The 17,254-nt window shown below is 58.5% G+C and carries 25 protein-coding genes; 1 reads left to right on the top strand and 24 read right to left on the bottom strand.

Features of this window, described 5'->3' with window-relative positions; genetic code table 11:
- Positions 1-2 precede the first annotated feature (2 nt).
- The 23 genes from AC53L6_RS10965 to AC53L6_RS11075 all read right to left on the bottom strand — a co-directional run bounded on the left by AC53L6_RS10965 (position 3) and on the right by AC53L6_RS11075 (position 15,465).
- A complete protein-coding gene (locus AC53L6_RS10965) occupies positions 3-605 on the bottom strand; it encodes an NADH-quinone oxidoreductase subunit J (protein ID WP_189369898.1) in 603 nt (200 codons plus the stop codon).
- The gene (locus AC53L6_RS10970) at positions 602-1,024 is read right to left on the bottom strand and encodes a carboxymuconolactone decarboxylase family protein (RefSeq protein WP_299200610.1); all 423 of its coding nucleotides are present in this window, start codon (positions 1,022-1,024) and stop codon (positions 602-604) included. Before AC53L6_RS10970 ends, AC53L6_RS10965 begins: the two co-directional genes overlap by 4 nt.
- The gene (locus AC53L6_RS10975; protein ID WP_496907862.1) at positions 1,021-1,713 is read right to left on the bottom strand and encodes a DUF4259 domain-containing protein; all 693 of its coding nucleotides are present in this window, start codon (positions 1,711-1,713) and stop codon (positions 1,021-1,023) included. Before AC53L6_RS10975 ends, AC53L6_RS10970 begins: the two co-directional genes overlap by 4 nt.
- A complete protein-coding gene (nuoI, locus tag AC53L6_RS10980; protein ID WP_299200614.1) occupies positions 1,713-2,207 on the bottom strand; it encodes an NADH-quinone oxidoreductase subunit NuoI in 495 nt (164 codons plus the stop codon). The genes AC53L6_RS10975 and nuoI overlap by 1 nt, the downstream gene beginning before the upstream one ends.
- A gap of 2 nt (positions 2,208-2,209) precedes the next feature.
- On the bottom strand, positions 2,210-2,404 hold the full coding sequence (locus AC53L6_RS10985; protein WP_299200616.1) for a hypothetical protein: 195 nt from the start codon (positions 2,402-2,404) through the stop codon (positions 2,210-2,212).
- A 1-nt stretch (position 2,405) separates the two neighbouring features.
- Positions 2,406-3,443: an NADH-quinone oxidoreductase subunit NuoH gene (gene nuoH / locus AC53L6_RS10990; RefSeq protein WP_299200618.1), complete on the bottom strand. Its 1,038-nt coding sequence runs from the start codon at positions 3,441-3,443 to the stop codon at positions 2,406-2,408.
- Between the two features lie 6 nt (positions 3,444-3,449).
- Positions 3,450-3,830 (bottom strand): YNQ4 family lipoprotein, encoded by a 381-nt coding sequence (locus tag AC53L6_RS10995; protein WP_496907863.1) that lies wholly within the window; start codon positions 3,828-3,830, stop codon positions 3,450-3,452.
- Positions 3,827-5,845 carry an NADH-quinone oxidoreductase subunit NuoG gene (nuoG, locus tag AC53L6_RS11000; protein WP_496907864.1) on the bottom strand — a complete coding sequence of 673 codons (2,019 nt, stop codon included), beginning with the start codon at positions 5,843-5,845 and terminating at the stop codon, positions 3,827-3,829. Before nuoG ends, AC53L6_RS10995 begins: the two co-directional genes overlap by 4 nt.
- Positions 5,846-5,848: 3 nt before the next feature.
- Positions 5,849-6,247 (bottom strand): DUF5333 domain-containing protein, encoded by a 399-nt coding sequence (locus tag AC53L6_RS11005; RefSeq protein ID WP_496907865.1) that lies wholly within the window; start codon positions 6,245-6,247, stop codon positions 5,849-5,851.
- 123 nt (positions 6,248-6,370) lie between these two features.
- Entirely contained in the window at positions 6,371-6,745 is a 375-nt protein-coding gene (locus AC53L6_RS11010) for a hypothetical protein (RefSeq protein ID WP_299768604.1), read from the bottom strand.
- 27 nt (positions 6,746-6,772) lie between these two features.
- Complete coding sequence (locus AC53L6_RS11015) at positions 6,773-7,216, bottom strand: DUF3291 domain-containing protein (protein ID WP_496907866.1); 444 nt, start codon at positions 7,214-7,216, stop codon at positions 6,773-6,775.
- 5 nt (positions 7,217-7,221) lie between these two features.
- The gene (locus AC53L6_RS11020; RefSeq protein ID WP_496907867.1) at positions 7,222-7,485 is read right to left on the bottom strand and encodes a hypothetical protein; all 264 of its coding nucleotides are present in this window, start codon (positions 7,483-7,485) and stop codon (positions 7,222-7,224) included.
- Between the two features lie 9 nt (positions 7,486-7,494).
- Positions 7,495-8,775 carry an NADH-quinone oxidoreductase subunit NuoF gene (gene nuoF / locus AC53L6_RS11025; protein WP_496907868.1) on the bottom strand — a complete coding sequence of 427 codons (1,281 nt, stop codon included), beginning with the start codon at positions 8,773-8,775 and terminating at the stop codon, positions 7,495-7,497.
- A gap of 40 nt (positions 8,776-8,815) precedes the next feature.
- Positions 8,816-9,034: a DUF5337 domain-containing protein gene (locus AC53L6_RS11030; RefSeq protein WP_496907869.1), complete on the bottom strand. Its 219-nt coding sequence runs from the start codon at positions 9,032-9,034 to the stop codon at positions 8,816-8,818.
- Between the two features lie 3 nt (positions 9,035-9,037).
- The gene (locus tag AC53L6_RS11035) at positions 9,038-9,787 is read right to left on the bottom strand and encodes a helix-hairpin-helix domain-containing protein (protein WP_496907870.1); all 750 of its coding nucleotides are present in this window, start codon (positions 9,785-9,787) and stop codon (positions 9,038-9,040) included.
- A gap of 26 nt (positions 9,788-9,813) precedes the next feature.
- On the bottom strand, positions 9,814-10,965 hold the full coding sequence (locus AC53L6_RS11040; RefSeq protein ID WP_496907871.1) for an NADH-quinone oxidoreductase subunit E: 1,152 nt from the start codon (positions 10,963-10,965) through the stop codon (positions 9,814-9,816).
- A 74-nt stretch (positions 10,966-11,039) separates the two neighbouring features.
- The gene (locus tag AC53L6_RS11045; RefSeq protein WP_496908076.1) at positions 11,040-12,257 is read right to left on the bottom strand and encodes an NADH-quinone oxidoreductase subunit D; all 1,218 of its coding nucleotides are present in this window, start codon (positions 12,255-12,257) and stop codon (positions 11,040-11,042) included.
- A 121-nt stretch (positions 12,258-12,378) separates the two neighbouring features.
- Positions 12,379-12,546 (bottom strand): hypothetical protein, encoded by a 168-nt coding sequence (locus AC53L6_RS11050; protein WP_299201149.1) that lies wholly within the window; start codon positions 12,544-12,546, stop codon positions 12,379-12,381.
- 5 nt (positions 12,547-12,551) lie between these two features.
- Complete coding sequence (locus AC53L6_RS11055; RefSeq protein ID WP_496907872.1) at positions 12,552-13,160, bottom strand: NADH-quinone oxidoreductase subunit C; 609 nt, start codon at positions 13,158-13,160, stop codon at positions 12,552-12,554.
- Between the two features lie 9 nt (positions 13,161-13,169).
- Positions 13,170-13,703: a NuoB/complex I 20 kDa subunit family protein gene (locus AC53L6_RS11060; RefSeq protein WP_299200639.1), complete on the bottom strand. Its 534-nt coding sequence runs from the start codon at positions 13,701-13,703 to the stop codon at positions 13,170-13,172.
- Complete coding sequence (locus AC53L6_RS11065; protein ID WP_222520372.1) at positions 13,700-14,065, bottom strand: NADH-quinone oxidoreductase subunit A; 366 nt, start codon at positions 14,063-14,065, stop codon at positions 13,700-13,702. The genes AC53L6_RS11060 and AC53L6_RS11065 overlap by 4 nt, the downstream gene beginning before the upstream one ends.
- Positions 14,066-14,215: 150 nt before the next feature.
- A complete protein-coding gene (locus AC53L6_RS11070; RefSeq protein WP_496907873.1) occupies positions 14,216-15,007 on the bottom strand; it encodes a GAF domain-containing protein in 792 nt (263 codons plus the stop codon).
- A gap of 176 nt (positions 15,008-15,183) precedes the next feature.
- Positions 15,184-15,465 (bottom strand): DUF1330 domain-containing protein, encoded by a 282-nt coding sequence (locus AC53L6_RS11075; protein ID WP_299699273.1) that lies wholly within the window; start codon positions 15,463-15,465, stop codon positions 15,184-15,186.
- Between the two features lie 93 nt (positions 15,466-15,558).
- On the opposite strand from AC53L6_RS11075, the gene AC53L6_RS11080 reads away from it, so the two are divergent.
- Positions 15,559-16,470, top strand: coding sequence for a LysR family transcriptional regulator (locus tag AC53L6_RS11080; RefSeq protein ID WP_496907874.1), 912 nt, complete (start codon positions 15,559-15,561; stop codon positions 16,468-16,470).
- On the opposite strand, the gene AC53L6_RS11085 is transcribed toward AC53L6_RS11080, so the two are convergent.
- Entirely contained in the window at positions 16,467-17,252 is a 786-nt protein-coding gene (locus AC53L6_RS11085; protein ID WP_496907875.1) for a crotonase/enoyl-CoA hydratase family protein, read from the bottom strand. The two genes, AC53L6_RS11080 and AC53L6_RS11085, sit on opposite strands and share 4 nt — an antisense overlap.
- Positions 17,253-17,254 lie beyond the last annotated feature (2 nt).

Raw genomic sequence — 17,254 nt, forward strand, 5'->3', positions numbered from 1 at the left:
GGTTACAGCCCCTGCCCCGGTTTGACATCCTTCAGCTCCATCGCTGTCGCAGGGTCGCGCATCATCTGGGCGATAACGTCCTGTCGCTTCACGTCTGAACGGTGGCGCAGGGTCAGCACGATTGCACCCACCATGGCGACCAGCAGTATCAGACCCGCAAGCTGGAAAAGCAGGAAATATTGGTCGTAAAGGATCATCCCAAGAGCTTCAGTGTTGTGGCGATCCACGGGCGTCACCTGCGCACGCAGACCTTCGGCGGCGGCGTTCGATTCCCATGCGCCAAAGGCCATGACGAACTGCATCAGGATTACTACAGCAATAAGCAGCGCAAGCGGCATGTACTTCGCCATCTCCGCCTTCAGCTCGGCAAAGTCCACGTCCAGCATCATCACCACAAAAAGGAACAGCACCGCGACCGCGCCCACATAGACAATGATCAAAAGCATCGCGACGAACTCAGCGCCCAAGAGCACGAACAAGCCCGCCGCGCTTAGGAAGGACAGGATCAACCATAGGACCGAGTGGACGGGGTTGCGGCTGATCACGGTGAACAGGCCGCCCGCGATCACGCTGATCGCAAAGAGGTAGAAGGCAAATACAGTCATGTCTCGTCCTCGTCGTCACCCATGACCTCTTGGGCCAATGCCATCGCACGGGTCATGGCGGGCACACCGGCAAACATCGCCATCATGCCCAAAGTCTCGGAAATCTGTTGGTCGGTGGCACCCGCCTCGCGTGCGTGTCGCACGGTCTGGCGAATGGCCGTATCAGCCTGGGCACCTTGCATGGTCAGCCCGGCAAGGGTCAGCAGGAGCCGGGTTTTGGCATCCAGCCCATTCTCATTGAGTTTGTTGCCAAACCACGTCTCCATCAAATCCTTGGGCATGGTCGGCCACAGGGCCTCGAACATCTTGGGATCAAACCCTTTCGACGGATCGAACGCCGCCATTTGCGGAAACGCTTTGGTCATCTCCTGCATCTGGGCCAGCATCGCGGCAAAGGGGTTGTTCTTGTCATCTGTCATGAGCGTTGCCCCTCGAGACCTTCGATGCGGGCGGTCAGTGCATCCAGGCTATCCGCAATAAAATAGCGCGTGTTGTTGATGTCGCTGTGAATCAGATGCAGCTTGCGCACCAAATGGCGCAGAACCTCGACTTGAACGTTACCCGCCGCGCCATCGGCGAGACGCTCGATCTCAACCATCATGTCGGCATAGACTTGATCTACGTCACTGCGCAGCGCCTGTTCAGGGTCAGCCTCACGCGCGTCGGGTGCGAAATCTGTCGCAAGGTCATGGACTTTCGCCGCGGCCTTCAAACGCGCGGCAAGATCAGCAACGCTTGCGCGCCACGTGCTCGCATCTTCGGTCTCGTCCCACAGTTCAGCCAGTTCTGAGCCTGCGGTGGTCACCCGGTCCAAAGCCGCAAGAGCCATCCCGACTGCGTCATCGTAAAACTTGAACGAGGCTTCGAGATCAAACGGCGCTTCGGCCTCGTCCTTCGGCTGCCCCAAACACGCCGCAATAACCTCGGCTCCGGCCACCGCTGTCGATGCCAGATCCGCATCAAGATCACCCGCCGGTGCCTCAAACACTGCCTCAAAGCTTTCGCAAACAGCTTCGGCCTGCTCGAACGGCTGATCGAGGTTTTTCAACGTATCCAGCAGGTCGGCTGCCGTATCGTTGTCAAAGCTATGTGGTCCCCAGGCTCCCATCAGCGATACGGTGCATCCAGTTCAAGATTGCGTGCGATCTCGGCTTCCCATCGCTCACCATTCTCCAACAGCTTTTCCTTGTCATAGAAAAGCTCTTCGCGGGTCTCGGTGGCGAATTCGAAGTTCGGACCTTCGACAATGGCATCGACCGGGCACGCTTCCTGACAGAAGCCGCAATAGATGCATTTGGTCATGTCGATGTCATACCGGGTGGTGCGGCGGCTGCCGTCCTCGCGCGGTTCAGCGTCGATGGTAATCGCCTGCGCCGGGCAAATCGCCTCGCACAGCTTGCACGCGATACAGCGTTCTTCCCCGTTGGGATAGCGGCGCAGCGCGTGCTCGCCGCGGAAACGTGGGGACAAAGGCCCCTTTTCGTGCGGGTAGTTCAGAGTGGCCTTGGGCGCAAAGAAGTACTTGAGCCCCAGCTTCATACCTTGCCAGAAGTCTTGCAGCAGGAAGTATTTGGCGGCGCGGCCGTAGTCGATCTGCGTCATTGCTAGTCTCCCTGTGTTCCGTCGTTAAGATGCATATACGCCCAGGCCTTGAGGGCCGAGACGACTTCCCCGGGATCCGCGCGGTCAAGCGCCCCGTCTTCATCGGTCGTTCCAATGGCGAACTCGGAACTTAGGAACGACACAAGGTCATCCAGATGGTGTTCCGGCGCTTCATTGATGGCAGTGGCCAATCCCATATCAGCCCCCTACGGCCCAGCGGGCATAGATGCCCCAGAACCAATCGAACTTGGCGGCAAAGGCCACGAACACGACCCAGACCAGGCTGAAGGGCAGGAACACTTTCCAGCCCAAGCGCATCAGTTGGTCATAACGGTAGCGGGGCGTAATCGCCTTCACCATGGCGAAGAGGAAGAAGAAGAAAGCCATCTTCGCAACCATCCACAGCACGCCGTCCGGCAGGCCGGGGATGGGCGACAGCCAGCCGCCAAAGAACAGCAGCGACATCAGCGCGCACATCAGGAAGATGGCGATGTATTCGCCCGCCATGAACAGCAGGAACGGGGTCGAGGAGTATTCGACCTGATAGCCGGCGACCAATTCAGATTCCGCTTCCGGCAGATCGAACGGCGGACGGTTCGTTTCAGCCAAGGCGCTGATGAAGAACAGGAACACCATCGGCAGGTGCGGCAGCCAGTACCAACCGAAGAAGCCGTAGCCAGTATCTTGCGCGTTCACGATCGCACCGAAGTTCAGCGACCCGGTCGACAGGATCACTCCGATGATGATCAAGCCAATGCTGACTTCGTAGGAAATCATCTGTGCTGCGGACCGCAGCGATCCAAGGAACGGATATTTCGAGTTCGACGCCCAGCCGCCGATGATCACACCATAAACCTCAAGCGACGAGATGGCGAAAACATAGAGGATCGCAACATTGATGTCGGACAGCACCCAACCATCGTTGAACGGGATCACCGCCCACGCCACCATGGCAAGTACGAAACTGGTCATCGGAGCGAGCATGAACAGGGTCTTGTCTGCGCCAGCAGGCACGACGACCTCTTTCACCACGTATTTCAGTGCGTCGGCCACGGTTTGCAGCAGGCCGTAGACACCCACCACGTTCGGCCCCCGGCGCATCTGCACGGCGGCCCAGATCTTGCGGTCACCATAGACCAGGAACAAGAGTGAGATCATGACGAACGCCACGACGGCCAGCACTTGGGCCAAGATCAGGACGGCGATGCCGCCAGGAGTGGTAAAGAAATCAGCCATCAGTCCTCACACCGTCGGTATTCCCCTCTCCGCACAGGCAGCGGCCACGACTTCGGCGTCGATGGTCTTGATCCCACGCGGGAGGGCTGGCGAAATCGTGTAAACAGCATCCGCTCTCCACACGCCAGCCTCTTCATTCACATTTGTGCGCAAATGACGCGCAAATCCCCAACCGCGGATCAACGTATATCCAGCGGCGACACATTCGGCGTAATCCTCAACATCGGCTGTTGTCAGCGCGTTGGTCATCTCAACATCAAACTGCACAAGATCCTCGGCCAAGAGCTTCGTTTCGACCCCGCGATAGTCGGGGATGAACTGTTCAGCTGTCGGCACGGGTTCGCAGGCCATAAGCGGTGTCAGGGATATGAGCCAACTGGCCTTCATTCGGCGGCCATTGCCTCGGTCCGGCGCGCCTTGGCATTGGCGCTCAGTTCGGCCATCAACTGGCTGGCACGGGCAATCGGGTTGGTCAGGTAGAAATCGCTGACGGTCGAAGTCAGAACCCCACCTTCAATCTTGCCAGCTTCCAACGCGTCCCCAGTATTTTCCGCAACAACATCCACATCGCCGAGGTGCGGATGGTCGCCCACCAGTTTCTGACGTAAAGTAGCAAGGCTGTCATAGGGCAAGGTCGCGCCCATCTCGCCCGACAAGGCACGCAGGATGGCCCAGTTTTCCTTTGCCTCACCCGGTGCGAAACCAGCGCGTTGCGCCAGCTGTGGTCGCCCTTCGGTGTTGACGAACAGCCCGCCTTCTTCGGTGTAGGCCGCCCCCGGCAGGATCACATCGGCACGATGCGCGCCGCGGTCGCCATGGCTGCCCTGGTAGATGACAAATGCCCCGTCGCCGATTTCAATTTCATCGGCGCCGAGGTTGTAGATGACATCCGCTTTCTCAATGGCCGTCATTGCATCAGGGTTTGTGGCGCCAATATCCATCGCACCGACCCGGCCCGCTGCCGTGTGCAGGATCATAAGACCCGACTTGGTGCTTTCCGCCAGCGCCTGCGCCCCGGCAAGGATTGCCGCGCCATCGCCCCGGGTCAGGGCACCCATGCCGACGATGATGATCGACGGCTTTTCCTGCACCGCCGAATGATCACGCTTCAGCAGATCATTGATGACGGTTGCATCTGTCCCGATGTGGTTCGCCTCATAGGTCAGGTCCGGCATCTCACCGATCACACCCACATTGGCGCCACGTGCCCACGCCTTGCGGATACGCGCGTTCAACACAGGCGCCTCCAGACGCGGGTTGGTGCCGATCAGCATGATTGCTTCAGCTGTGTCGATGTCTTCAACAGCAGCCGTCCCGACATATGCGGCCCGGTTGCCCGAGGGCAGCTTAGCGCCATCAGTGCGGCATTCGACGAGACCGCCCTGCCCTTCGATCAGCTCCTTGAGCGCATAGGCGGCTTCAACCGAAGCCAGATCACCGACCAAACCGGCGAGCGAAGACGCGCCCTTGATCGCATCCGACGCTTTGCCCAATGCCTCACCCCAAGAGGCTGCACGCAGCTTTCCATTCTCGCGGATGTAAGGTCGATCAAGACGCTGACGGCGCAGGCCATCCCAAACGAACCGGGTCTTGTCGGAAATCCATTCTTCGTTCGTGCCGTCGTGGTTGAGCGGCAGGAAACGCATGACCTCGCGGCCCTTGGTGTCCACGCGGATGGAGGACCCAAGCGCATCCATCACGTCGATGCTCTCGGTCTTGGTCAGTTCCCAAGGACGGGCGGTGAACGCATAGGGTTTCGACACCAGTGCACCCACGGGGCACAGATCAATGATGTTGCCCTGCAGGTTCGAATCCAATGTCTCGCCCAGATAGGAAGTGATCTCGCTGTCTTCACCCCGGCCTGTTTGACCCATCTGCGTAATGCCCGCGACCTCGGTCGTGAACCGCACGCAGCGGGTGCAGGAAATACAGCGGGTCATGTGGGTTTCAACAAGCGGACCAAGATCCAGATCATCCACGGCACGCTTTGGCTCGCGGAAGCGGCTGAAATCAACACCGTAAGCCATTGCCTGATCCTGCAGGTCACACTCACCGCCCTGGTCGCAGATCGGGCAATCCAGCGGGTGGTTGATCAGCAGGAATTCCATCACGCCCTCGCGGGCCTTCTTGACCATGGGCGAATTGGTTTTCACGACCGGCGGCTGCCCTTCGGGACCGGGTCGCAAGTCGCGCACCTGCATCGCGCAGGAGGCCGCGGGCTTGGGTGGACCGCCCACAACTTCCACAAGACACATCCGGCAGTTACCTGCGATCGACAGACGCTCATGATAACAGAAGCGCGGAATTTCAATCCCCGCCTCTTCACAGGCCTGGATCAGGGTCATTGCCCCGTCCACCTCGATCTCGTTGCCGTCGATGATGATCTTGCGGAGGTCGCTCATGCGTCAGTTCATCCTCAGTAGGGCGCCGATCTGGCCGCCTTTTTTGATTTCTGCGCGGCCAAGCGCACAGTAGCTTGCCGGCTGGCCAGCGGTCACGCCGCCTTGTTTCAGATATGCCCTGCGCTTTGCCTTCAGACGCTCTCGTTCAGCATCAGAATTGCGGTAGGCATCAATCTCTTCGTCCGAGTAACCCAGGTTCCGGGCGCGGGACTTCAAACCATTCGCAACGCTAAACGCCCTGAACATGCGGGCCGAAATACTCGGGCAGTTCTTGCGGATCTCGTCCGCGATCCCAATCGCCAGAATGGTGCCATCAATCTCGGGCACATCCCGAAGGTGTGGCTTCGCCGAGGCTATCCCGGCAGTCAGGCTAAGGATCAAGGCCATGGTCATCGCGCGCATCGTTTTCTCTCCACGTACTGCATCACTTTGATGCCATGTGGGAAAGCAGGTCTGTGCTATGCAATAACACGGGCCGACACAACCCGTTAGGACGCAAAATGTCGCCTTGAAAACGGGTTGTTATCACGCTGGCGTGCAGGTGCCGCGCAAGAGCAGCTTGTCCCCGGAAATACGCAGCCTGCCGTCCTCGGCATCCGGCCCTTCGATCCATACGATATCAGAAGAACCGAACTGCTTGATGCAATAACGTACCGCCTCATAGCGCCCCGCTTCACGTGCACCTTCAAGAGATGCAGATACGGGACTGACACCAATTTCGAATTGTTCGCGTTCCTTGTCTACCTTGCCCGAAGTTGCACGGAAAAACACGCCGTCAAAAGCAACGCGCTCCGAGCGCCGTTCTTGACAGGCAGACAGAAGCAAGGCCGCGATCAACAGCGCACCAGTCAAAAGTGTTGGCCGCATATCGGGCAATGCGCGGGTTTTCGTCTGGATCAATGCGGTCTCCTCCACCGGATCTTGGCCTTAGTGCGGCAGGTGGTCCCAGCCAAAGGCAACGTCAGTATTGCCATGGTTTTCAAGATGATGGAAGCGGTCGATTGCCTCTTTGATCGTGGGTATATGTCCTTCGGGAACCCACCACATGACAAAACGCAAACCCTGATCGGGGTCGTACCACTCGCCCTTGCGGTCATAGAACTGCTTGTGAACGGTGTTGAAGGTGAAGTTGTGCAGGCTTTCGATGTCTTTCCAGACAGATAGCGTGCTGGCCGTGCGCGGGTTGCCACCCAGCGGCCCTTCGGGGTCAAGCTGCGCAACCTCCATGTCGTCGCCTTCCAAATGCCAGACATAACCCGGCGACCGGCGCGCAATGTCATAGACACGGTCGAGATTGTTGAGAAAGTCCGCGACACGCGGGTCTTCCCAGTCGTATTTTAGGGTGCCGATGTTGAATTCAGCGAGGTGCATGGTGGTTAGGTTTTTATCTTGTTTGCAACGGACTTAGCCAACGCAAACAAGACAACCATGGCACCAACGGGCCCCACGCCGCTCACAGTTTCGACGACGATTTCAGGTGCGGGAAACACAAAAACCAAGATAACCATCGCTGCAGGTATGACAACTACAGCCAGAGTTAGCGCGGCGGCTCTCGCCTTGCTCCATCCATCTGCACACGCAAGCACATAAATCGTAAGGAGAAACAGGATCAGCGATGCGAAGGTATAAAAAGTGTTCACAGCCTTGGATTACTCCGCCGCGATCCGCTTGCCTGCGATCCGATCCTCAATCTCATCCCGGAAATTTCGGATCAGCCCCTGGATCGGCCATGCCGCCGCGTCACCCAGCGCACAGATCGTGTGCCCTTCGACCTGCTTGGTCACGTCAAGCAGCATGTCGATCTCCTCGACCTCCGCCTCGCCGCGCACCAGACGGTCCATCACACGCATCATCCAGCCCGTGCCTTCGCGGCATGGCGTGCACTGACCGCAGGACTCGTGCTTGTAGAACTTCGACAGCCGCCAGATCGCCTTGATGATATCGGTGCTCTGATCCATCACGATCACCGCCGCCGTACCCAGACCTGACTGCAGATCATTCCGCAGATAGTCGAAGTCCATGATGGCGTCTTTCATCTTTTCCCCGCGCACACAGGGAACAGAAGACCCACCGGGGATCACGGCCTTGAGGTTGTCCCAGCCGCCCCGAATGCCGCCGCAATGCTTTTCGATCAACTCTTCAAAGCTGATGGACATCGCCTCTTCGACGACACACGGGTTGTTCACATGGCCCGAGATGGCGAACAGCTTGGTGCCGGCGTTGTTCGGGCGACCAAAGCCAGAGAACCACGAGGCGCCACGGCGCAGGATCGTCGGAACAACGGCAATGGATTCAACGTTGTTCACCGTGGTCGGACAGCCATACAGGCCCGCGCCCGCCGGAAATGGCGGCTTCATACGGGGCATGCCCTTCTTGCCTTCGAGCGATTCAAGCAGGGCGGTTTCCTCACCGCAGATATAGGCCCCTGCCCCATGGTGCAGGTAAATTTCGAAATCCCAGCCCGAGCCTGCCGCGTTCTTGCCCACCAGACCTGCATCATAGGCTTCGTCGATGGCCGCCTGCAGCGCTTCCTTTTCCCGGATGTATTCACCGCGGATGTAAATGTAGCAGGCGTTTGCATTCATCGCGAAGGACGCAATCAGGCACCCTTCGACCAGTGTGTGCGGATCATGGCGCATGATCTCGCGGTCCTTGCACGTGCCTGGCTCAGATTCATCAGCATTAACAACAAGATAGCTTGGCCGCCCGTCACTTTCCTTGGGCATGAAGGACCATTTCAGACCGGTCGGAAATCCAGCACCGCCACGACCGCGCAGGCCGCTGTCCTTCATCTCTTGCACGATCCAGTCGCGCCCCTTCCGGATCAGCTTGTCCGTGCCATCCCAATGCCCACGCGCCTGCGCACCTTTCAGCGTGCGGTCGTGCATGCCGTAGATATTGGTAAAGATGCGATCCTTGTCAGCCAGCATGGGTGTTATCCTTTGCCTCGAAGCCCTGCGCGCCGGGCTATCAGTTGTCACGGCTCTTTTGCCAAATCCTGATGGCAACCACCAGAGACCAAATGAACGCAGCCAGTGCAAAAAGCAAAATCAGAATTTCGTAACGCGCAGGTAAACCAAGGCCCTGCACAATCACCGGCGCGAACACAGACAACAAAGCGGCCCCTGCAATGACAAGGGCCGCGATACGGCCCTGCCGGGCCAGTTTTGGATCAAGCCGATCAGACATGCGTTAGTAAACGTCGCCTTTACCGACCTTCTTGGAGAACTCGGTTTCACCGCCCTCGGCAAGAATCTTGGCCTGCGCGACCCAGTCGTCGCGGCTAACACGGCCCTTGAAACCCTGCAGGTTCTGATCAACCCAGGCCACCTCGTCGGCACCCCAGCCCGCAACCTGATCGAAATGGTAGAAACCCATCGAATGCAAAAGCGCCTCAAGCTTTGGCCCGACGCCCTTGATCTCTTTCAAGTTGTCAGGACCACCCTCGCGTGCGGCTGAAAGCGTCTCGGGCTTGGTGCCCTCGCCCGGCGCAGCGGCTTTTTTCTTGGCCGCGGGTTTCTTGGCAGCTTTCTTCGCCTTTGGCTTTTCGTCGGCCTTCGGCTCAGCCTCGTATTTCCATTCGCCCTTGCGCGCCGCTAGATCAGCTTCGCCCGGCAACGGTGTCGAAGGTTTGATCTCCGGCTCGGCAGTTGCGGCGGTAGACGCTGCAGTGGCTTGAGCCGACGATTTTGCAGCGGGGCGCGGAGCCTCTTCCGGTTTCGCCGCGTCAACTGATGCTTCGCCGACCGCCGGTAGCGGTTTGCAAATGATCCAGCTGAGAAGCGCACCGGCGACGACAAATACAACGACGCCCATAAACACGCCCTGCATAAACGTCCAACCGCCCAGCACCATCAGCAGCATCGCTGCCAAAACACCACCCAGCAGCGCGACCAGCCAGCAGCCCACTGCGCAACTGATCATTCCCTCGTTCTTGTTCATAACGATACCTCTCCTGTTTAAGGATGTTATTCTTTATAGATATCGTCTTTTTTCGCGCGTTGGGAAAATTCTGTCTCTTCTCCCCGCGCGAGGGCCTGCGCCTGCGTGACCCAATTGTCACGGCTCACCCGACCTTTGAAGCCCACGAGGTTCTGATCCGCCCAAGCGACTTCGTTATCACTCCAGGCTGCGATCTGGTCATAGTGGAACACGCCGATGCCGTTCAGAACACCCTCGAGCTTGGGTCCGACGCCTTTGATCAGCTTGAGATCATCCGCCCCACCATCGCGTGCTTCCGAAAGCAACGTGGGTTTTGTCCCCGCGGGGACAGCGATACCCTTTTGTTTTTCCTTGGATTTATTCTTCGTTGCCGGTGCGTCCGTTTTGGATTTCGCCTTGGCCTTCGCCACCTTAGCGGCAGGTTTCGCGGCAGGCTTTTCATTGGCGTTGCTGGCATCCGCCGATGCGTTCGCCTTCCCCCATGGTGCCAGCAATGGCACCTCGGCCCCGTCGATACGCTTGACTGTGTCGCCGATGTCCGTGGCGAGCTGAACAGAGGCGTTGTATTTCGTATGCCCGCTGTCAAATTCCTTGAGGCTGGTCAGACCGCTCAGGGGTTCAGAGGCAAAGCGCCCGTTCTGCGGCCCGGGCGTTGGCACTGTGCCAGCGGCCAGTTCGTCGATGATTTCTCCCATCCGCGCAGCGGTCAGGTCCTCGTAGTAGTCCTTGCCGATCTGCGCCATGGGCGCGTTGGCGCAGGAGCCGAGGCATTCGACTTCCTCCCATGAAAACTTGCCATCGACGGACAACTGATGCGCTTTTGGGGCAATCTTGTCCTTGCAGACGGCGACGAGATCTTCAGCCCCGCAGATCATACAGGATGTCGTGCCGCAAACCTGAATATGAGCAACAGAACCAACGGGTTGCAGCTGAAACATGAAGTAGAAAGAGGCTACTTCCAGTGCGCGGATATAGGCGAGGTCCAGCATGTCCGCGACTGCTTCGATCGCCGGTCGGGTCAGCCAGCCCTCTTGTTCCTGTGCACGCCACAGCAACGGAATGATGGCGCTGGCCTGACGGCCTTCGGGATATTTGGTGATCTGCGCTTCGGCCCATGCCTGGTTGTCCGGGGTGAACGCGAAGCTGTCTGGTTGTTCTGAGTGGAGACGGCGGAGCATTATGGTCTTCCCTTGGTCTGCGTGGAAACTGCGGGAGCCTCCGGCGGAAGTTTATTTGGCAAGATGAAGGTGGATCAGCGGTCAATTTCCCCGAACACCACGTCCATGGTGCCGATGATCGCGGCGACGTCGGCCAACTGGTGCCCTTTGGAGATGTAGTCCATTGCCTGCAAATGCAGGAAGCCCGGCGCGCGGATTTTGCAGCGATAGGGTTTGTTGGAACCATCGGCCACAAGGTACACGCCAAACTCGCCCTTGGGCGCTTCGACCGCGCAATACACTTCGCCTTCGGGCACGTGGAAGCCTTCGGTGTAGAGTTTGAAGTGGTGGATCAGCGCTTCCATCGACGTTTTCATGTCGGTGCGCGACGGTGGTGTGATCTTGCCGCGCGCCAGAATGTCGCCGGGGCAATCGCGCAGTTTGCCGATGGCCTGCTTGATGATCGACACAGATTGGCGCATCTCCTCCATACGGACGAGGTAGCGATCGTAGCAGTCGCCGTTCTTGCCCACAGGTATCTGGAAGTCGAATTCGTCGTAGCATTCGTAGGGCTGCGAGCGGCGCAGATCCCAGGCGAGGCCACTGCCCCGCACCATGACGCCCGAGAAGCCGTAGTTCAGGATGTCTTCTTCGGTGACGATGCCGATATCGGCGTTGCGCTGTTTGAAGATGCGGTTTTCGGTCAACAGGCCGTCGATATCTTCCATGAACCCAGACATGAACTTGTGCGCCCATTCCTCGATATCATCGAGCAGTTCGGGCGGCAGGTCCTGATGCACACCGCCGGGGCGGAAATAGGCCGCGTGCAGGCGCGCGCCGCAGGCCCGTTCGTAGAAGATCATCAGCTGTTCACGCTCTTCAAAGCCCCAGAGCGGCGGCGTGAGCGCGCCCACGTCAAGCGCTTGCGTGGTGATGTTGAGCAGGTGGTTCAGGACGCGACCGATTTCGCAAAACAGCACGCGGATGAGGCTGGCCCGACGGGGTACTTCGACTCCTGTGAGCTTTTCGATGGCCAGACACCAGGCGTGTTCCTGGTTCATGGGGGCCACGTAGTCGAGCCGGTCAAAATAGGGCAGGTTTTGCAGGTAGGTCCGGCTTTCCATCAGCTTTTCGGTGCCACGGTGCAACAGGCCGATATGCGGGTCGCAGCGTTCCACGACCTCGCCATCCAGTTCGAGCACCAGCCGCAGAACCCCGTGCGCCGCAGGGTGTTGCGGGCCGAAGTTGATGTTGAAGTTGCGGATTTTCTGTTCGCCCGTGAGGGCGTCGTCGAAACCTTTGGAGCCGTCCATCATGTCGTTTCTCCGAGCGAAACTACACAAAATGTGTAGTCACAAGATTTTTTAAAAAAGGGCAAGGACGCCAACCCCAAGCCTGCAGCCGCAATCGCAGTGTTGATAAGCTCAAACCACATCACCGCTTCTCCAGCTCTTGCAGCTTCATCGCCATGATCCAGAGCAGTACGATGGTCCCTACGGGCAGGATGCAGAACAATGCCCAGTACTGGTTGATCCCGAAATGGGGCAGCAGTTTGAACATCGGGATGATGCTTGCCGCAGCGATCAGAAGCCACCAGATCATGTCCACTACTTCGCCTCCGCTTCTTTTTCGTCGCCCGGAAGGATGTATTCGGCCCCTTCCCAAGGCGACATGAAGTCGAATTGGCGGTATTCTTGCACGAGGCTGACAGGTTCGTAGACAACGCGCTTTTCAGCCTCGTCATAGCGGACCTCGGTATAGCCCGTGGTCGGGAAGTCCTTGCGCAGCGGATAGCCGCGAAAGCCGTAGTCCGTGAGGATGCGCCGCAGGTCCGGGTGGCCCGAGAACAGGATGCCGAACATGTCGAACACCTCGCGTTCGAACCAGTTGGCGGACGGGTGGATGTCCACGATTGACGGCACCATCTGATCCTCGCGGATCGACACGCGCAGGCGGATTCGGTGGTTCTGGTACATCGACAGGAAGTGGTAGACGACGTCGAACCGTTTGGCCCGGCCGGGGTAGTCGACGCCTGTGATGTCCACGAGCGACGAAAATTTGCAGGTGCTGTCGGAGGTGATGAATTCGACAAAGCCAGTCAGGCTGGACGGGGCCACGTCGATGTTCAGCTCGCCATGGGTGACGTCCCACGCCAGCACGCAATCGGGGCGCTTGGCTTCGAGATAGGTGCCAAGTTCGGTCATTGCTTCGGACATGAGGACCCCCTAGCGGACGATGGTGCCAGTGCGGCGGATTTTGCGTTGCAGCTGCAGGATGCCGTAAAGCAGCGCCTCGGCTGTGGGCGGGCAACCGGGGACGTAGACATCGACCGGGACGATCCGGTCGCAGCCGCGCACCACGGAGTAGCTGTAGTGGTAATAGCCGCCGCCATTGGCGCAGGAGCCCATGGAGATGACATAGCGTGGCTCGGGCATCTGGTCATAGACCTTGCGCAGCGCTGGCGCCATCTTGTTTGTGAGCGTACCCGCAACGATCATCAGATCGGACTGGCGCGGGGAAGCGCGGGGCGCGGTGCCGAACCGTTCGAGGTCATAGCGCGGCATGGAGGTGTGCATCATCTCGACCGCGCAGCAGGCGAGGCCAAAAGTCATCCAGTGCAGCGAACCGGTGCGCGCCCAGTTGATGATGTCGTCGGTCGACGTGAGCAGGAAGCCTTTATCCTGCAGCTCGGCATTCAGGGCCTGCGCGGCGTGGTCCTTGTCTCCACCTGCATAGGCGGGACCGGCGGTGTCTGTCATTGCCATTCCAGCGCCCCCTTCTTCCATTCATAGGCAAAGCCGATGGTCAGAACGCCCAGGAACACCATCATGGACCAGAACCCGACCATGCTCACATCCTGGAACGCGACGGCCCAGGGGAACAGAAAGGCGATTTCCAAATCGAAGATGATGAACAGGATCGACACGAGGTAGAAGCGCACATCGAATTTCATGCGCGCATCGTCAAATGCGTTGAATCCGCATTCGTAAGCCGACACTTTTTCAGGGTCCGGGTTGCGTACAGCAAGGACCACAGCAGCTAGGATAAGAACAAGTCCGAGGCCAATGGCGACGGCCAGAAATACGAGAATGGGGAGATACTCCCGCAACATCTCTTCCACGTTGGGCTCCTTTTCTTGGCGCGAGCGTGAGTGCGCCAGGTCAAGTGGCATGATTGGCTGACAACGGGTTTACGCGCGCCACCCGGCAGGGTCAATAAAGGCAGGTGCACGAAGACGCGGAAATTACCGGGTGATTTCGACGCAGCGTCTTCAGATAAATGTGATTGACGCGTCGCTCCTGCTCCACTCGGCCAACGTCAATCCTTCCTTCGGCGCGTAGAGCTGAACGTGCAGTGCCTGGCTTGGGCGACCCGGCGCGCTGACCGATACCGCGCCGGACCTTGCACCATCACTGGCAAGCCGCTGCGCGACGTGAGGAAGTGTAAGCAGTTCCTGATATGTAAGTTCCAAATCCGCCCGAAGTGCCGCATTGGCAAAGACCAGTTCGCCTGCATCATTGTGAACAGTGATGGCTTTGCCGCTTGTCTCGGCGAGTGTAGTCAGGATTGCATCGTTCTCAGCAAGCGCATCACTCAGTGCCTTTTGCTCGTATCGCAGCATAAGGCGCTCAATTTTACTGCCGATCAGGTCAGCAATTGTCTCGAGATAGGCGAGCTCTTCATCACTCCAGATGCGCGGCGCACTTGAGAGCACGCACACGGCGCCGACTGGGTCGCCTTCGTTCAACCGAACAGGCACCCCGAGGTAAGCGCCTATGTTAAGGGTTGTCGTAACCGGCGCGTGGCGCCAGCAACTATGGCTTGGAACATCAACCACACGCAGCGGCGCCCGGATTTTCATCGTGTACGTGCAGATCGTGTCCTGCGCGGCAAACAAGCGATCTTCGAGCTGCGTTGACTTGGTCGAATGACCCAAAGCAAGGATCGCGTCGTCTTGCCGTACACTGATCATGCTTGTTTGGCAGTTCAGCTTCGTTTTTATGGCACGCGCAAGTTTATCAAACTCGTCCGTATGGCTGAAATCAAATGCAAAATCTGCCATCTTTCTAGATCCACTACGCAACCCGTCATGCGCAGTATAGCGCAGCGTACTCAATGAGAAATATCGAAATGTTGACGCCAGGTAAAACAAAAACGATCCGAAGGGCTGACCCGCCCATCGGACTTTGCGTTTGCATCCAACGATTGCACAAACGATTGCTTTGAGTCACGCGGCAATCACATCAGTATTATGTCCGAGCCACCGCTGGCGCGTCTCAATTCATGGATGCTCTGCAGCTCTGGGTCGGCTTTCCACGCTTCAGCGGCAGCGCGATCAGGAAACCGCAGGACCGCAAGCACGTCTGGCATCACAGGCGCGCCCTCAAGTGCAATCGGATCAGGAGAAGCCTGCACCACTTCCCCACCGTGGCGGGCAAGTGCATCAGCAGCCTGCTCACGATATTGAGCCAGGCTTTCCGGGTTTGTGATCCGCATCATCACGACGGCATGCGTGGTCATGTTTTCCATCCTTTGCTTTTGGAGTTTCCACATATCTTGACCACGTCCAACCTGTGAGGAAAATGAGAGTATTTGCGCAAACCATGTGCAAAAATGGTCAAGCGTGGCAGTGAGGACGAGGGCGATATGGATTGGAATGATCTGAAATATGTTCTGGAGACTGTTCGGCACGGCGGCATAAGCGGCGCATCTCGGGCGCTTGGGGTCAATCACGCCACTGTCTCGCGCCGGATTTCGGCAGCAGAAGCGGCGCTTGGAACATCACTTTTTGACCGCCGCCCCTCTGGATATGTGCCCACACAAGCCGGCCGTGATGCAGCCCGCACCGCAGAAGCATTTGAAATCGAGCATGCCAGCCTGTCGCGTGCGATTGCCGCACGCGATGTTGCCCTGAGCGGTCCGCTGACCGTCACGGCCCCCCATTTGATGGTGCAGTCTGTGCTTGCGCCAATCCTTGGCGATTTTGCACAAGCGCACCCCGACATCGAGCTGACGATCATAGGCAGCATTGAAACGCTGAATCTTGCAGAACGCGAAGCTGACGTGGCCATTCGAATCTCGGACACTCCCGATCCGGATCTGGTCGGACGGCAAGTGGCGGTCCAGAAATCCGCTGTTTATGCGAGCAAAGCCTATATCGCAAAGCTGGAAAGCGACCCAAATCGTTGTTTGCGGTGGTTGCGCTTTCTGCATTGGCAGCCGACGCCCAAAGAGGTGCTGACCATTTATCCGAACACGAGAACCTTTATGGCCCTTGATGACATGGTGGCCATGCTGGGGGCGATACGGGCCGATCTTGGCGCCTCGCGTGTTCCTTGCATTATCGGCGACACGGATCCGGACCTTGCCCGCGTGCCCGGCCTCCCGCTTATGCCTTACCTGCCCATATGGGTGCTGACCCATGCAGATTTGCGTGCGGTACCACGCATCGCCACCTTTACCGAATTCGTCTCAACTGCGCTGCGCCGGAAACGTTCTGCCTTTGCCGGTGCGGACGAAGACTAGGCCCGCACCCAGGTTGCTTTGCGCTTGGCAAAGAAAGCGTCAATGCCTTCTGCGGCCTCTTCCGTTTCCCAGCGTGCTTTCAGTGCTGCAATGGACGTGGCAATCGTCTGGTCATCAATCCGGGAACCAAACTCCCGCGCCAATGCCTTGGCGGCGGCGACGGCGCCGGGTGCACAGTTCAGATACGGGGTCACTTGGTCCTCGACGGCCTGCATCAGATCATCCGCCGGCACCGCTTTGGCCAAAAGGCCAAGCTCAACCGCTTCGGACGCATCAAACAGCCGCGAAGACATGAATACGCGCCGGGCACGCCCCTCGCCCATCCGCGCGACCACATAGGGACCAATTGTTGCTGGAATAATGCCAAGCCGAGTCTCGGTCAGTCCCATCTTAATGTGATCAGCCCCTATCGCCACATCGCAGACCGACGCCATGCCAACCCCGCCCCCAAAGGCATTGCCATGCAAGGCGCCGATGAGGGGCTTCGGCATTGTGTTCAAAGCGTGCAGCATGTGGGCGAGCTTGCCGGCCTCGTGCGCTCTTGTGTCCGCATCCGACTGCATCTGCTCACGCATCCAGCCCAGATCGCCACCTGCGCAGAAGGTTTTGCCGGCGGCGGCAAGCACGACAACACGAACAGCGTCGTCGCTGCCCAGCGCCTTGGCTGCCTTGTGCAGGTCCGCAATCATGGCCGCATTCATCGCATTGTGCTTGTCCGCACGGTCCAGCAGCAGCGTTGCAACACCGCGTGGATCAACAGTGATCGAAAGAGTGTCAGTCACGG

The sequence above is a fragment of the Tateyamaria sp. LSS28 genome (assembly GCF_059611725.1).

Excerpts from the sequence above, each read along its gene's own strand:
- AC53L6_RS11080 (WP_496907874.1), top strand. The coding sequence starts at position 15,559 with ATGGTCAAGCGTGGCAGTGAGGACGAGGGCGATATGGATTGGAATGAT.
- AC53L6_RS10995 (WP_496907863.1), bottom strand. The coding sequence starts at position 3,830 with ATGAAGGCCAGTTGGCTCATATCCCTGACACCGCTTATGGCCTGCGAA.
- nuoH (WP_299200618.1), bottom strand. The coding sequence starts at position 3,443 with ATGGCTGATTTCTTTACCACTCCTGGCGGCATCGCCGTCCTGATCTTG.
- AC53L6_RS11075 (WP_299699273.1), bottom strand. The coding sequence starts at position 15,465 with ATGACCACGCATGCCGTCGTGATGATGCGGATCACAAACCCGGAAAGC.
- AC53L6_RS10965 (WP_189369898.1), bottom strand. The coding sequence starts at position 605 with ATGACTGTATTTGCCTTCTACCTCTTTGCGATCAGCGTGATCGCGGGC.
- nuoF (WP_496907868.1), bottom strand. The coding sequence starts at position 8,775 with ATGCTGGCTGACAAGGATCGCATCTTTACCAATATCTACGGCATGCAC.
- AC53L6_RS11040 (WP_496907871.1), bottom strand. The coding sequence starts at position 10,965 with ATGCTCCGCCGTCTCCACTCAGAACAACCAGACAGCTTCGCGTTCACC.
- AC53L6_RS10970 (WP_299200610.1), bottom strand. The coding sequence starts at position 1,024 with ATGACAGATGACAAGAACAACCCCTTTGCCGCGATGCTGGCCCAGATG.
- AC53L6_RS11030 (WP_496907869.1), bottom strand. The coding sequence starts at position 9,034 with ATGTCTGATCGGCTTGATCCAAAACTGGCCCGGCAGGGCCGTATCGCG.
- AC53L6_RS11050 (WP_299201149.1), bottom strand. The coding sequence starts at position 12,546 with ATGATCTGGTGGCTTCTGATCGCTGCGGCAAGCATCATCCCGATGTTC.
- nuoG (WP_496907864.1), bottom strand. The coding sequence starts at position 5,845 with ATGAGCGACCTCCGCAAGATCATCATCGACGGCAACGAGATCGAGGTG.
- AC53L6_RS11060 (WP_299200639.1), bottom strand. The coding sequence starts at position 13,703 with ATGACAGACACCGCCGGTCCCGCCTATGCAGGTGGAGACAAGGACCAC.
- nuoI (WP_299200614.1), bottom strand. The coding sequence starts at position 2,207 with ATGACGCAGATCGACTACGGCCGCGCCGCCAAATACTTCCTGCTGCAA.
- AC53L6_RS11035 (WP_496907870.1), bottom strand. The coding sequence starts at position 9,787 with ATGAACAAGAACGAGGGAATGATCAGTTGCGCAGTGGGCTGCTGGCTG.
- AC53L6_RS11055 (WP_496907872.1), bottom strand. The coding sequence starts at position 13,160 with ATGTCCGAAGCAATGACCGAACTTGGCACCTATCTCGAAGCCAAGCGC.
- AC53L6_RS11005 (WP_496907865.1), bottom strand. The coding sequence starts at position 6,247 with ATGCGCGCGATGACCATGGCCTTGATCCTTAGCCTGACTGCCGGGATA.
- AC53L6_RS10975 (WP_496907862.1), bottom strand. The coding sequence starts at position 1,713 with ATGGGAGCCTGGGGACCACATAGCTTTGACAACGATACGGCAGCCGAC.
- AC53L6_RS11070 (WP_496907873.1), bottom strand. The coding sequence starts at position 15,007 with ATGGCAGATTTTGCATTTGATTTCAGCCATACGGACGAGTTTGATAAA.
- AC53L6_RS11045 (WP_496908076.1), bottom strand. The coding sequence starts at position 12,257 with ATGGACGGCTCCAAAGGTTTCGACGACGCCCTCACGGGCGAACAGAAA.
- AC53L6_RS11015 (WP_496907866.1), bottom strand. The coding sequence starts at position 7,216 with ATGCACCTCGCTGAATTCAACATCGGCACCCTAAAATACGACTGGGAA.
- AC53L6_RS10985 (WP_299200616.1), bottom strand. The coding sequence starts at position 2,404 with ATGGGATTGGCCACTGCCATCAATGAAGCGCCGGAACACCATCTGGAT.